A 13,184-nucleotide genomic window follows, 5' to 3' on the forward strand; every position below is an offset into this window, starting at 1 on the left:
TTGTTGTGTTACCTTTGCCAAAATTTTAGAGGCAATATGGTTTACCTAACGCGTTTGGAGCATTTTAATGCGGCGCATAAATTATACAATCCGAACTGGAGTTTAGAAAAAAATGAGTCCGTTTTTGGACCTTGTGCGAATGAAAATTTTCACGGTCATAATTATGAATTATTTGTAACGGTCAAAGGCAAGCCCGATCCAGATACAGGATTTGTCATGGATGTAAAAAAATTGAGCATATTGATACGTGAAAATGTGATCAAAAAAGTAGATCATCGCAATCTCAATCTGGATGTAGATTTCTTAAAAGGACAAATGTGTAGCACGGAAAATGTGGTGATTGGATTTTGGAATATTTTGGCGCCATTGATGCCAGAAGGTGTACAATTGCATTGCTTGAAATTGTACGAAACGCCAAGAATCTATGTAGAATATTTTGGGGAATAAAAACTAAAAATGAATGGCCAATCAACTAGATAAAGTAGCAGTATTTCGAAAAGGACATTTCAATGCTGCGCATCGTCTAGCATTGCCGCAGTGGTCGGAGGAGGAAAATTTCGCCTATTTCGGACCTTGTAGTTATGCCAATTTTCATGGACATAATTATGAAATTATATTAAAAGTAGTCGGTACGCCCGATCCATTGACGGGTTATGTAATTGATTTGAAAATATTGAATCAATATTTGGAAGAGGAAGTGTACAGCAGATTTGACCATAAAAATCTCAATTTGGATACGGATTTATTTCAACAGCAATTACCGACGGCAGAGAATATTGTAAAAGTAATTTACCAATTGATAAGGGCAAGATTAAAGCCAGAATTAGCATTGCAAGTGAGATTATACGAAACTCCACGAAATTTTGTAGAATATCCGGTAACGCTTGATTTTCAATAAAATATTAATAAGAATAGCAAATATGGCATATAGAAAAGTCGAACATTATGACGCGGAAATAACCAACGAACTGGCAAATAATTACCATAGTATTTTACAATCTTTGGGCGAAGATCCGGAAAGAGAAGGATTGGTAAAAACACCAGAAAGAGTGGCAAAAGCCATGCAGTTTTTGACACAAGGTTATTCGCAAGATCCCGTGGCAATTTTGAATTCTGCAAAATTTACCGCACCCAAAAGTGAGATTGTTATCGTAAAAGATATTGAATTATACAGCCTTTGCGAACATCACATGTTGCCATTTATTGGAAAAGCGCATGTGGCATACATTCCCAATGGTTACATTACTGGCTTGAGTAAAATTGCGCGTGTTGTTGATGTATTTTCCCGTCGATTGCAAGTACAAGAGCGCTTAACAATGCAGATTATGAATGCGATAGAAGAGGCATTACAACCGCTCGGCGTAGCTGTTGTGGTAGAAGCAAATCATATGTGTATGATGATGCGTGGCGTAGAAAAACAAAACTCTTTGACCACAACTTCCACTTTCTGTGGCGCATTTGAAAACGAAGTTACCCGCAATGAATTTTTGCGTTTATTGCAAATGAAATAAATTTCTTAAATGCCAGCGTTTTGAAAAAATGCTGGCATTTTTTTGTCTAAATGAATTGCTATGCAGCTTGCCAAAATTATTGCTAATAATATCTTTTTAATTCTAAGTATTGCTTGTTTTACATTTTCCATATTTCATCCTTGTTATGGTACAGGTCCAGATATGCCAGAGCAAGAGCAAGGTTTGGGTTTATTGATATTCGGATGGATGGGTTTGATGATGGGAGCTCCTGGGATTGTTTGGCTTGCCAATCCTTTACTGATATTGTCTTGGATTTTTAATAAAAAGAAAAATACATTGGCAATACTTTTTGGTGTTTCAGCGATTATTTGTGCTTTATATTTTTTCTCCATCAAAGAAATATTGGTTGATGAGGCCGGGCATAAATCAAAAATTACAAATTATTATTTAGGTTATTGGTATTGGGTAAGTAGTATGATTCTTAATTTGATTGATGCATTAATTCAAAAGTATAGATTTCAGAAGTTATGAAATTAAGAATGCTTCACTTCGTATGTAATGACGTCATTACATACGAAGTGAAGCATTCTCAAGTATAGAATATTTTTTTAATTCAAATTATTGACCGCTGCAGTTAAGCGAGGTAATATTTCAAATACATCTCCGACGATACCATAATCTGCCGCTTTGAAGAATGGCGCTTCAGGATCATTATTGATAACGACGATTACTTTACTTCTATTTACACCACCCAAATGTTGAATCGCACCTGAAATGCCAGCCGCAATATATAAATTAGGCGCAATTTGTTTACCAGTTTGACCTACGTGCTCGTGATGAGGACGCCATCCACTATCAGAAACGGGGCGACTGCAAGCCAAACCTGCATGCAAACTATGCGCTAAATCTTCTACTATTTTCCAATTTTCTGGACCTTTCAATCCGCGTCCACCACTTACGACGATAGACGCTTCGCTTAATGGAATTTCTCCTTTGACTATATCTACAGATTGAATGGTAACTTTTGATGCTTCCAAATTCAAACTTACTGCTTCTACATTGGCAGTCGCATCACTTGTTTTTACTTCAAAACTATTGCTTGATATAGAAATTACTTTAACCGCAGTATTGATTTTATACCATGCGAATGCTTTACCAGAATATACGGCTTTTTTCACTGAAAATCCATTTTCCAATTTTGGAAGACCGATCGCATTAGAAACGAAACCTGCTTTTAATTTGGCAGATAATCTTGGTGCAACACTATTAGAAAGGGTACCATCAGGGAAAACAATCGTATCGATATTTTTTTCAGTTACAAATTGTGCGATTGCAGCAGTTAAGGCTTGATTGTCTGCAGTATTGAAACCTGCATTGATGTCTTGAAAAATAGAACTAACGCCATATTTTCCCAAATCAGAAAGATTGTCCTCTACAGTTCCCAATATTAATGCGCTTACTTCCGTACCCAACGCATTGGCAAGTGCCGCGCTATACGCTAAAAGTTCGCCAGTAGATTTTTTTATTTGACCTTGTCCGTGGTCGATGATTGCTAATACAGACATGTTGATAATATATTAAAGAGCGGATGCTCCGGATGTTCAATAAAATTTAATTACAATACTTTTTCTACTTCGTGAAGGATTTTGATCAAATCCGCTTCTTGACCTGCTTCGAATAACTTCACGCCGTCTTTTGCTGCCGGCAATTCGAATGATTCGATCGTTGTGAAAGATTCTGTCGCTGTTGGTTCGACCACTTTTAGAGGTTTGGAACGCGCACCCATGATGCCACGCATATTTGGAATTCTTTGTTCGGCCATACCTTTTGTACATCCAATTACAAATGGAGTCGCTACTGCATCTTTTTCTTCACCACCTTCGATTTCACGTGTGATTGTTGCGTTATTCCCTTCCAATTCTAATTTGGTCGCCAAAGGCAAATAAGGTAATTGTAATAATTCCGCTAAAATAGCGCCGACAGATCCGCCGTTAAAATCAATGGATTCTTTTCCCGTAAAAATAATATCGTAAGCGCCGGCTTGTGCGACGTTCGCAATTTCATTCGCAATTGTAAATGCATCTTTTGCTTCGCTATTTATACGAATCGCTTCATCGCCACCCAATGCCAATGCTTTACGTAAAATCGGATCAGATCCAGCATTGCCTACCGTTAAAATGTGTACGATCGTTGCGGGATCTTTTTCTTTTATTTCAATTGCTCTCACCAAAGAATACCATTCGTCATAAGGATTGATAATCCATTGTGTCGAAGACTCATCAGGCTGCGTATTATTTTCTTTGAAAGTAATTTTAGAAGTCGTGTCTGGCGTTTTGGATATTGCCACTAGAATTTTCATTCTTAATTGTTTTAAAATGTAACGAGATGTCCTTGTGTGTTGTAAGGACGCCAAATATAAATCAAATACAAGGAAAGTCTATATCGAAATTGGGAATTTTTCACAAAAAAATACTCCAGAAATAGAAATAACTGGAGTCGAAATGTATGTAATGTAAGAGAGTATTATTTTCTAGACAGCACGCTTCCTCTAGGACCTATAAAGTCCGATTTTGCGGGGAAATGTAATATTGTCTTGGAATATTTTTACGAGATCACTTTTCTAAGTTGTGCAGAGAAGTTTGTAGATGCGGCCTGATATACGCTTGTCAAAAGATTTCTGACAAATGCATGTGACGAAAAATCTTTGTTAGTTGTTTTTAGAGAATAATCAATATAGTGATATATAACTGTACTTTTTAGATCAATTACATAAAATGCTGGTAGTGGAAGGTTTTCCTCTACGCCTGACAACCAATCAGATAGATCGTTTTCTGTATCATATAAGCCAAATAGTTCTGCAATGAGATTTTCTTTGTCTTCGTAAATATTTAACTCTTTTTCACTTCTTATTTTGAAGGAAAAATCTTTTTTACTGCCATTCGTGATTAATAGCAACTGTCCGCCCATCACTTGTACATCTGCTTCCAAACCTTTCCATATTGAAATGTCTTCAATTTTTTTGGTTGCATTGACAAATGCAACTACAAGAGGCTTAGAAGAATCCAAAAAATCTTGAAATTGAATGTCTTTTGGAAAATCTTTGATTTCAGATTTTAGACTGATAAATGCATCTTTTGCAAAATGAATTTGTGGTAAAGCGTCTTTCGATAATAATGGAAAAAAATTGTAGTTAGAAGATGTCAAACTACTGTGGTGTCCCAGTACTGGGTGCAACGACTGTTGCGCATTTGCGAAATTGGTAGACATAATAAATTGAATTTAGATTGTCAGGATTTTTTTTTCCTGGTGAAAATTGTTAAGTATATAAAAGGATTGAAGCTAGTATTAGCAGCAACAACAATAACACATTCGCATATGTGTATAGAATAAGTATGATTTATTTCCTTTCATAGTGCAAACATAAAACTGCATTATTAATCTACCAAATTTATAGACTAATAAATTTAATTTTTTTTCAAAAAAAGGAAAATTTAGATAACGTTCAGACTAAAATTGTGTTATATCCTTGCAGATAGCGTTCTATTTCAAAGGAAAGAACTAAATTGCGCATCATCTTATTTTAAACAATTAATAGTTATGAGTCAGAAATTTGATTTTGGCATGGTAGGTCTGGGCGTTATGGGCCGCAACTTATTATACAATATGGCGGATAACGGTTTCAGTGTTATCGGTTTTGATTTAGACGCGGAGAAAGGTAAAGAGTTGGAAAACGGTGCAACTCCAGGTACTACAGTGAAAGGTGTTACGACTTGGGAAGAATTTGTTAGCGACTTGGCTACTCCTAGAAAAATAACGATGCTTGTCCCTGCAGGTAAACCTGTAGATTCTGTTATAGAAAGCCTTTTGCCTTTGTTGGAAAAAGGTGATATCATTATTGATGGTGGTAATTCTCATTATGTTGATACAGTACGTCGTGTGAAATATCTTGAACCAAAAGGTATCCATTTCATGGGAATGGGTGTATCTGGTGGTGAAAGTGGTGCGCGTCGTGGCCCTAGTATCATGCCAGGTGGTGATAAAGAAGCTTTTGAAGTCATCAAACCATTATTGGAAGCAGTTTCTGCTAAAGTAAACGGTGATCCTTGTACTGCATACATGGGTAAAGATGCTGCTGGTCACTATGTGAAAATGGTGCACAATGGTATTGAATACGCTATCATGCAATTGATTAGTGAAATCTATGATTTATTGCATCGTGGATTGGGCGTTACAAATGACGAATTATATGAAATCTTCAAAGAATGGAACGAAGGCGAATTGAGTTCTTTCTTAGTAGAAATCACTCGTGATATTTTCAAACAAAAAGATCCAGAAACTGGTGGCTATTTAGTTGATTATATTTTGGATAAAGCCGGTGCGAAAGGTACGGGTAAATGGACTTCTCAAGATGCAATGGATTCTGGCGTATCTATTCCTACAATTGACATCGCGGTTTCTTTGAGAACCATTTCTGCATACAAAGAAGAAAGAGCACAAGCTGCTAAATTATATGCTACTTCTCACACTCCTCTAAGTGTGGATAAGGCTGAATTTATCAAACAAGCTGGTGAAGCATTGTTCTTCGCAGTAATCATCAGTTATGCACAAGGTCTTGCTTTATTAGTTAAAGCTTCTCAAGAATTGAGCATGGATATTCCTTTGAAAGATGTAGTTAAAATCTGGAGAGGTGGTTGTATCATCCGCTCTACCTTGTTAGAACAATATTATCAAGCATATTCTAAAAATCCAACATTGCCTAACATCTTGTTGGACGAAGATATCGCTGCATTGGCAAAATCAAAAGTTGCTAGTTTACGTGAAGTAGTTGCTCAAGCAGCGAAAAGCAGCATCGCCGCAGGTGGTTTGCAAACTGCATTGGCTTATTTCGATGCATACACAACCGATCGTATGCCAACGAATTTGATCCAAGCGCAAAGAGATTTCTTCGGTTCTCATACTTATCAAAGAATTGATAAAGAAGGAACTTTCCATACACAATGGGGCAAATAATATATTGAAACGGCTGTGAAGCCGTTTCTCATTTTTTAAAAAGAATAACATGGCTTCAAAAGTTATTAAAAAGACCAACCCAACCATCGTGTTCATTTTCGGTGGTAGCGGTGACTTAAACCATAGAAAATTAACTCCAGCATTGTACAATTTGTACGTTGATGGATTTTTAAACGATCAATTTAAAGTGTATGGCTTGGGTCGTACAGATTATACGGATAAAAAATATCGCGATCACCTTTTGGAAGGTATTCAATTATTTTCCAGAAGAAAAGATGACGGTAAAGGACCTTGGAAAGAATTTTCTGAAAAAGTTCATTATCTAAAAATGGATGCTGGCGCAGGTACTGCGGAAGAGTATTCTATTTTGGATAAAGCCATTCAAGAAACGGAAAAAGAATGGAAAGTTGAGGCAGATGTGCTTTATTATTTGTCCGTAGGACCCAACTTATTCCCAATTATTGCAAAAGGAATCAGCACGATCAAATCTTCTCATAAAGAAGATAAAACAAGAATCGTTATCGAAAAACCATTCGGTCATGATCTTCAAACCGCTATGGATTTGAATAAATTGTTAGCTGGCTTATTCCAAGAAGATCAGATCTATCGTATCGATCACTATTTGGGTAAAGAAACTGTTCAAAATATCTTGGCTTTACGTTTTGCCAATACTTTATTTGAACCAATCTGGAATAATAAATATATCGATCACGTACAAATCACAGCTGCAGAAACCGTTGGTGTAGAAGATCGTGGTGGATATTATGATACATCCGGTGCATTACGTGATATGATTCAAAATCACATTTTGCAAGTATTATGTATGGTTGCAATGGAAGCGCCGGTTTCTTTTGATGCGAACGAAATTCGTAACAAAAAGACGGACGTTTTGAAAGCAATCAAACGCTATACAAACGAAGAAGTAAAAGAAAATGTAGTTCGTGGTCAATACGGCGCAGGTTGGATGAAAGGTTCCAAAGTAAATGCTTACAGAGAAGAAAAAGGTGTAGATCCTAATTCTGCTACGGAAACATATGCTGCGGTGAAATTCCAAATCGACAACTGGCGTTGGCAAGGAGTTCCTTTTTATGTAAGAAGTGGTAAATATTTAGCGGAAAAAACAACGTTGATTACTATTCATTTCAAACAAGCTCCTAATTATGCCTTCCCTGCGGAAGCGGTAGATGCTTGGAGACCTAACCGTCTAACATTGACTATCCAACCAGAAAATGATGTTCGTTTGTTATTCCAGGCAAAAAGACCGGGTCAAACGATGTCTTTGAATCCTGTAGAAATGGTTTTCAATTATGCGGATGCCTATAACGAACCACAACCAGAAGCATACGAAACATTACTTTTAGATGCAATGATGGGTAACTCTACACAGTTCATGCGTAATGATCAAGTAGAAATTGCATGGAAAGTTGTAATGCCAATTTTGGATTCTTGGAATTCCAAAGTGCCGGTAAGTTTTCCTAACTATTCTCCAGGAAGTTGGGGACCAGAAGAAGCAGATGCTTTGATCGCTAAAGACGGAAGATCTTGGACCAATTCTCCTACGAAAAGTTCTAAGGATAAATTATAATCATCGTTCTTTATAGATATTATGCAAAACCCTGTAAAGCTTGTATTTAAAGCAAATACAGGGTTTTATTTTTCAATTTTAAAGTAAGATTTTATGAATATTCAAGTATCAAAAGATATAAAAGGATTGAGTGAAGATTTTGCAAAATGGTTGGTGGCTTATTCCAATGACGTTTTGGAAAAACAAGATATTTTTACCATCGCCTTATCTGGTGGTAGCACGCCAAAGCTTTTACATGAACTGCTTGCGCAAGAGCCTTACAAAAGTCAAATTGATTGGAGTAAATGGCATTTTTTCATGGGAGATGAAAGATTTGTACCAATTACAGATGATCGTAGCAATGCAAAAATGGCTTACGAAACTTTGTTAAATCATGTACCTGTAAAAACAGAACAAATTCACTTTTACATCACGGAAAATATCAAACCAGAAGAATCTTCTAAAGTATATGAAGCGCTTTTGAAAGAATATTTTGCCGGAAAAGAAACGGGTTTGGATTTGGTAATTTTGGGTATGGGAGATGATGGTCATACGCTTTCCCTTTTCCCAGGTCAACCAATTATCCATGAAACAGAAAAATGGGTAGATAGTTTTTGGCTAGAAGCGCAGGATATGTACAGAATTACCATGACGCATCCAGTGGCAAATCATGCAGCGAGAGTGGCGTTTTTGGTTTCTGGTGAAAAGAAAATTCCTGCATTGAAAGAGGTTATTAAAGGTGCTTACAATCCAGACAAATATCCATCTCAAATTATCCAACCAAATCCTGGTGAATTATTTTGGTTTATTGATGAGGCAGCAGCAGCAGGGTTGAAATAAAATTTATTAAGCGAAAGATTGACATGGATTTTCAAAATGCCAAGTGGCAAGAATTTGCCAACAGACTTCAGAAAATATACAAACATAGAAGTAAAACTGCTCGAAGACAACAGATCTCTTGTTATCGGATTTATGACAATGATCTACCAAGTTTTCCATTTGTGATAGAAATCTATGGGGCAAATGCTTATGTTGCGGAATATCATCGTAATCACGGCATGGACGAAGCGACACATGAGGATTGGTTGAGTGATTGCATTCAATTAATTGCGCAGGTATTGGAAATGCAAGAGGAAAATGTGTACGTACGCCAACGTAAAAGAATGACACATCGCAATGAAAGTCAATATCAAAAATTGAATTACGATGGGGATGATTTTGATGTACAAGAAGGGGGGTTAAATTTTATCGTCAATCTTTCGCAATATTTGGATACGGGTTTATTTTTAGATCATCGCGTAACCCGAAATATGGTGCACAATATGTCCAAAGACAAACGTGTACTTAATTTGTTCTGCTATACAAGTTCTTTTTCGGTCTATGCTGCAGCTGGTGGAGCAAGCGAGGTTGTTTCGGTAGATTTATCCAAAACCTATTTGAGTTGGTCCGAAAGGAATTTCAAATTGAATGATTTAGATAATGACTCCAAATACAAATTTATCCACCAGGACGTAATGCAATATCTAAAAACCTTGGGACCTGATAGTTTTGATATTATCGTTTTGGATCCTCCCACATTCAGCAATAGTAAGAGAATGAAGGATATTTTGGATATCCAAAGAGATCATGCAGAATTAATCAATGATGCTTTACGTGCACTAGGAAAAGATGGCGTTTTAATATTCAGTACCAATTCACGCAAATTTGAATTGGAACAAGATGCAATTGTTGGTGCAAGTAGCATAAAAGACATCACCAAATTGACCACTCCATTTGATTTTGAAGGCAAATTATTCAGATGGTGCTATGAGATTAAAAAGTAGGTTTATTATTGAGCAATTTTATTCGCATATTCTTTTAATGGAGTTATAAATTTGCTTCGATCTTCAATATACATGTTCGTCATGAAAATTATCCCACAATTTTTATTAAAGAGAATATTTGTACTTACTCCGGGATCATCTCCATCATGGCCGATAAAACCATCTGTATATAAATTCCAGAATATACCTTTCGTTCTAGTTGACGTATTAAGATTTTCCGGGGAGGTATTAGGATAAAAAGCAGGTGAAAACATTAATTTCACAGAACTGTCACTTAATATCTTTGAATTTCCGTTCAACGAATTAATCATTTCTATCTCATATTTACTTAACTCTTGAGCTGATGTTATTAGTCCTCCATCGGGATATGTAGTTAAAGAATAAAATGGTAAAGAGGAGTCTAAATCTAAGTAGGGTAAAGCATGTTTTTTCATATTTACATCACTTAAATACCATCCTGAATTATACATCTTTAGTGGATGTAAAATATATTTTTTTGTGAAATTTGCAAATGATATTCCTGCTTTGATTTCAATTAAATATGCCGCTAGTGCAGAAGCGATATTACTGTAATTATATCTTTCTCCGGGTTTACTTTTGTAAAAATTTCTACTGTTATATATTTCACCTTTTATATTTAGATAATTTTGTAAAAATGTTTCTAGAGATGTGTCTCTCAATCCTCCCGTATATCCATTTTCTCTCAAAATGGAGTAAGCTTTTTGATTAGTGCTATCTGTAATTGTAAATTTATAAGATTTATGATATACACTATCATTATCAATAATACTAGATGTATGGGTCGAAAGCTGTTTGATTGTTATTGGAATATTTGGGAAATTGGGATTAATAACTTTAAAAGGCAATATGTCGTTTATATTTGTTTCTAACGTAAAATATCCAAGTTCAATAGCTTTCATCAACGCAACTGCAATAAAGGTTTTACTTACAGAACCTATATTTTCTACTGTTTCTGTTGTGTAGGATATTCTTTTATAGTTGTCTGCAAACCCCCAACTTTTTTCATAAACAATCCCTTTTCTATTAGTTATTACTACAGTAAATCCTGGAATTTTTGTATTGATGAATGCTTGAGTTAATTTATAATTTAAGCTGTCAATTTCTTCTCTTTGGGCGAATAGAGTTTTAAAACAAAGGATAATCAGAAAGTTTAGAATCAAAATTATCTTTTTCATTTTTAAAAGTAAATTTTTAATTCATTTTTAGAGGAGCTACCAATTCAAAAGCTGGGATTTTGACTTCGAATAAGTGCTGATTATCCAAATTTTCAAAGTTGTAGTAGCCTAGCATTCTTCCCATTTCGGAATTAAGATTGCAACCGCTCATGTATTGAAATGTGTTGCCTCCGTTGATCACTGGTTGCAAGCCGACGACGCCTTCACCTTGTACTTCACGGCGTTCATTATTACTGTCAAATATATACCATTGACGGCTGAGTAATTTTACGGAAAAAGAATTGAGGTTTTCGATCGTAATTCTATAGGAAAATATAAACTCATGCGCCAAAGGATTGCTTTGGCCATTTTGGTAAAAAGTTTCAACACTTATCTTGATACCTTCTGAGATTAAAGAGTTCATATTTGATAAAGGATTTTGATGTCCTTACGAAGATAAGTAAACTGAATAAAACAAAAAAAGCGCTTTTTCAAGCGCTTTAATTTTATTTTTCTAATGGATTGGTTTTACCCGCCAATAGTTTTTCTAGCATTTCTTCCAATCTTCTTTCTTTCACTTCTTCTTTTTTTGCGCCTCGAATCCAAGTCACATATTCTTTTTGATTGATAGAAGGAAGAGATACGAAGAATTCTCTTGCTTTGTCATGTTTTTTGAAAAGCATATTAATTTCTGTTGGTAAGACAGAAAGCTTTTTTTCAAATTTTCTACCCTCAGACTGGTCAGAATCTATTTCTGCCAATACCAATTCACCATCTTCTTCCAAAGAAACTTCTTCCGCTTTAGGAAGAGAAAACAAGATGGCTTTCCACACATTATCCAATTCCAACTCTTCACCAGGGCCGTATCCCTTATTGATTAACACATCCCAAGTACAACTTTTATTCAAATCAGTAACGATTTTACTACTTGTTTTTGGGAAAGAAATCCACAATTTGCTTTCTCCATGTAATGCAGGAAATACCTCTTTTAAAATAGCGCACAATTGATTGTTATTGATTGCAAAAATTAATGCAAAATCAATCTTTTTACGCTTCAATAAAGGGGTTACATTTTTGGAAAAAGAAAGTTTGACAAATTGTTTTTCAATAGAGGAAGGTAAGCCTTGAATTAAAATAGTTTTATCACTTTCGAGCTGTAATTTATCCAGAAAACTTTGATTAGACATTCTTAGCTTTTAATTAAGATTAAACATTCAGAGTGCAAAATTACGAAATTTCCAGCACAGGATAAAGAAAAAACTCCGACTTTTTGCAAAAAGTCGGCGGATATTACTAAAAAAATGTTATAAAATACAAAATTATTTTATGGGTTTGTAGTATCTGAGTGCCTCTGGCATCTCTTTTTCTAGTGCTGCAATTCTGGTTGCGTCCGATGGATGACTACTTAATAGGGCAGGAGTGCTGCTGCCATTACTCAATGCGGCCATTCTTTTCCAAAATGGAATCGCTACCTGTGGATTATATCCTGCCATCGCTGCGAATATTAATCCATAATGGTCCGCTTCTAATTCATCTTTTCTGCTAAAATGCATCATTCCAACTTGAGTGCCAGCTCCGTATAAAGAATTAAATAAAGTTTTTGCAGTAGGATTGGAGCTTAGTGCAACGCCTCCGAGAGATTGTAAGCCAGATGCTACAAGTTGTTGGCTATATTGTTCTTTTCCATGTTCTGCAACCGCATGTGTAATCTCGTGTCCCAAAACGATAGCAAGGGATGCTTCATTTTGCGTTACGGGTAATAAACCAGTGTAGACTACCACTTTTCCGCCGGGCATACACCATGCGTTTACTTCTTTGCTATCAACTAGATTAAATTCCCATTGATATCCTGCTAGTGGATTGCCTTTACCAAGTGAACTGTAATATTGTGTGATGGCATTTGCGATTCTAGAACCTACGCGCTTTACCATTTCAACATCTTTGTTTGTTGATAGAGTGACTACTTTGTTTTGAGAAAGAAATTGTTTGTATTGTGTCAAAGCCATAGATTCCATCTCCTGATTGGAAACAAGAGATAGTTGACTTCTTCCTGTAATTGCATTGGTGGAGCAACCAGATACAATGCCTGCAAATAGCAGTATGAATGGTACAATTTTTTTTAACATATATTTGAATAAAT

The 13,184-nt window shown here is 35.7% G+C and carries 15 protein-coding genes; 8 read left to right on the forward strand and 7 right to left on the reverse strand.

From position 1 onward, the window contains the following. The first annotated feature begins 36 nt into the window (after positions 1-36). Genes E0W69_RS17705 through E0W69_RS17720 form a run of 4 tightly spaced genes read left to right on the forward strand, consistent with a single transcriptional unit; the run spans position 37 to position 2,003 of the window. The gene (locus E0W69_RS17705; protein WP_131331392.1) at positions 37-447 is read left to right on the forward strand and encodes a 6-pyruvoyl trahydropterin synthase family protein; all 411 of its coding nucleotides are present in this window, start codon (positions 37-39) and stop codon (positions 445-447) included. Positions 448-460: 13 nt separating this feature from the next. Next, positions 461-898, forward strand: coding sequence for a 6-pyruvoyl trahydropterin synthase family protein (locus E0W69_RS17710; RefSeq protein WP_131331393.1), 438 nt, complete (start codon positions 461-463; stop codon positions 896-898). Between the two features lie 22 nt (positions 899-920). Beyond that, the gene (folE, locus tag E0W69_RS17715; RefSeq protein WP_131331394.1) at positions 921-1,511 is read left to right on the forward strand and encodes a GTP cyclohydrolase I FolE; all 591 of its coding nucleotides are present in this window, start codon (positions 921-923) and stop codon (positions 1,509-1,511) included. Positions 1,512-1,571: 60 nt separating this feature from the next. After that, positions 1,572-2,003, forward strand: a complete 432-nt coding sequence (locus tag E0W69_RS17720) for a hypothetical protein (RefSeq protein WP_131331395.1) — start codon at positions 1,572-1,574, stop codon at positions 2,001-2,003. 77 nt (positions 2,004-2,080) lie between these two features. On the opposite strand, the gene E0W69_RS17725 is transcribed toward E0W69_RS17720, so the two are convergent. The 3 genes from E0W69_RS17725 to E0W69_RS17735 form a co-directional block, all read right to left on the reverse strand. Continuing rightward, a complete protein-coding gene (locus tag E0W69_RS17725) occupies positions 2,081-3,037 on the reverse strand; it encodes an electron transfer flavoprotein subunit alpha/FixB family protein (protein WP_131331396.1) in 957 nt (318 codons plus the stop codon). A 50-nt stretch (positions 3,038-3,087) separates the two neighbouring features. After that, positions 3,088-3,831, reverse strand: a complete 744-nt coding sequence (locus E0W69_RS17730) for an electron transfer flavoprotein subunit beta/FixA family protein (protein ID WP_131331397.1) — start codon at positions 3,829-3,831, stop codon at positions 3,088-3,090. Positions 3,832-4,076: 245 nt separating this feature from the next. Beyond that, complete coding sequence (locus tag E0W69_RS17735) at positions 4,077-4,739, reverse strand: hypothetical protein (RefSeq protein ID WP_131331398.1); 663 nt, start codon at positions 4,737-4,739, stop codon at positions 4,077-4,079. A 330-nt stretch (positions 4,740-5,069) separates the two neighbouring features. Here E0W69_RS17735 and gndA point away from each other — a divergent pair, with 330 nt between their 5' ends. The 4 genes from gndA to E0W69_RS17755 all read left to right on the forward strand — a co-directional run bounded on the left by gndA (position 5,070) and on the right by E0W69_RS17755 (position 9,869). Further along, positions 5,070-6,482: an NADP-dependent phosphogluconate dehydrogenase gene (gndA, locus tag E0W69_RS17740; protein WP_131331399.1), complete on the forward strand. Its 1,413-nt coding sequence runs from the start codon at positions 5,070-5,072 to the stop codon at positions 6,480-6,482. 49 nt (positions 6,483-6,531) lie between these two features. Continuing rightward, the gene (zwf, locus tag E0W69_RS17745) at positions 6,532-8,067 is read left to right on the forward strand and encodes a glucose-6-phosphate dehydrogenase (protein ID WP_131331400.1); all 1,536 of its coding nucleotides are present in this window, start codon (positions 6,532-6,534) and stop codon (positions 8,065-8,067) included. Positions 8,068-8,160: 93 nt separating this feature from the next. Further along, a complete protein-coding gene (gene pgl, locus E0W69_RS17750; protein ID WP_131331401.1) occupies positions 8,161-8,886 on the forward strand; it encodes a 6-phosphogluconolactonase in 726 nt (241 codons plus the stop codon). Between the two features lie 23 nt (positions 8,887-8,909). Continuing rightward, on the forward strand, positions 8,910-9,869 hold the full coding sequence (locus E0W69_RS17755) for a class I SAM-dependent methyltransferase (protein WP_131331402.1): 960 nt from the start codon (positions 8,910-8,912) through the stop codon (positions 9,867-9,869). Positions 9,870-9,874: 5 nt separating this feature from the next. On the opposite strand, the gene E0W69_RS17760 is transcribed toward E0W69_RS17755, so the two are convergent. The 4 genes from E0W69_RS17760 to E0W69_RS17775 form a co-directional block, all read right to left on the reverse strand. Next, complete coding sequence (locus E0W69_RS17760) at positions 9,875-11,065, reverse strand: serine hydrolase domain-containing protein (RefSeq protein WP_131331403.1); 1,191 nt, start codon at positions 11,063-11,065, stop codon at positions 9,875-9,877. Between the two features lie 16 nt (positions 11,066-11,081). Further along, entirely contained in the window at positions 11,082-11,468 is a 387-nt protein-coding gene (gene apaG / locus E0W69_RS17765) for a Co2+/Mg2+ efflux protein ApaG (RefSeq protein ID WP_131331404.1), read from the reverse strand. 82 nt (positions 11,469-11,550) lie between these two features. Beyond that, the gene (locus E0W69_RS17770) at positions 11,551-12,231 is read right to left on the reverse strand and encodes a YdeI/OmpD-associated family protein (protein WP_131331405.1); all 681 of its coding nucleotides are present in this window, start codon (positions 12,229-12,231) and stop codon (positions 11,551-11,553) included. A gap of 132 nt (positions 12,232-12,363) precedes the next feature. Then, positions 12,364-13,170, reverse strand: coding sequence for a M48 family metallopeptidase (locus tag E0W69_RS17775; RefSeq protein ID WP_131331406.1), 807 nt, complete (start codon positions 13,168-13,170; stop codon positions 12,364-12,366). Between the last annotated feature and the right edge of the window lie 14 nt (positions 13,171-13,184).

Origin of the sequence: Rhizosphaericola mali, assembly GCF_004337365.2 — a bacterium.
Taxonomy (GTDB): Bacteria; Bacteroidota; Bacteroidia; order Chitinophagales; family Chitinophagaceae; genus Rhizosphaericola; species Rhizosphaericola mali.

Bases quoted from the DNA above. Each gene is read 5' to 3' on its own strand.
- E0W69_RS17705 (WP_131331392.1), top strand. From the start codon at position 37: ATGGTTTACCTAACGCGTTTGGAGCATTTTAATGCGGCGCATAAATTA.
- E0W69_RS17710 (WP_131331393.1), top strand. From the start codon at position 461: ATGGCCAATCAACTAGATAAAGTAGCAGTATTTCGAAAAGGACATTTC.
- folE (WP_131331394.1), top strand. From the start codon at position 921: ATGGCATATAGAAAAGTCGAACATTATGACGCGGAAATAACCAACGAA.
- E0W69_RS17720 (WP_131331395.1), top strand. From the start codon at position 1,572: ATGCAGCTTGCCAAAATTATTGCTAATAATATCTTTTTAATTCTAAGT.
- E0W69_RS17725 (WP_131331396.1), bottom strand. From the start codon at position 3,037: ATGTCTGTATTAGCAATCATCGACCACGGACAAGGTCAAATAAAAAAA.
- E0W69_RS17730 (WP_131331397.1), bottom strand. From the start codon at position 3,831: ATGAAAATTCTAGTGGCAATATCCAAAACGCCAGACACGACTTCTAAA.
- E0W69_RS17735 (WP_131331398.1), bottom strand. From the start codon at position 4,739: ATGTCTACCAATTTCGCAAATGCGCAACAGTCGTTGCACCCAGTACTG.
- gndA (WP_131331399.1), top strand. From the start codon at position 5,070: ATGAGTCAGAAATTTGATTTTGGCATGGTAGGTCTGGGCGTTATGGGC.
- zwf (WP_131331400.1), top strand. From the start codon at position 6,532: ATGGCTTCAAAAGTTATTAAAAAGACCAACCCAACCATCGTGTTCATT.
- pgl (WP_131331401.1), top strand. From the start codon at position 8,161: ATGAATATTCAAGTATCAAAAGATATAAAAGGATTGAGTGAAGATTTT.
- E0W69_RS17755 (WP_131331402.1), top strand. From the start codon at position 8,910: ATGGATTTTCAAAATGCCAAGTGGCAAGAATTTGCCAACAGACTTCAG.
- E0W69_RS17760 (WP_131331403.1), bottom strand. From the start codon at position 11,065: ATGAAAAAGATAATTTTGATTCTAAACTTTCTGATTATCCTTTGTTTT.
- apaG (WP_131331404.1), bottom strand. From the start codon at position 11,468: ATGAACTCTTTAATCTCAGAAGGTATCAAGATAAGTGTTGAAACTTTT.
- E0W69_RS17770 (WP_131331405.1), bottom strand. From the start codon at position 12,231: ATGTCTAATCAAAGTTTTCTGGATAAATTACAGCTCGAAAGTGATAAA.
- E0W69_RS17775 (WP_131331406.1), bottom strand. From the start codon at position 13,170: ATGTTAAAAAAAATTGTACCATTCATACTGCTATTTGCAGGCATTGTA.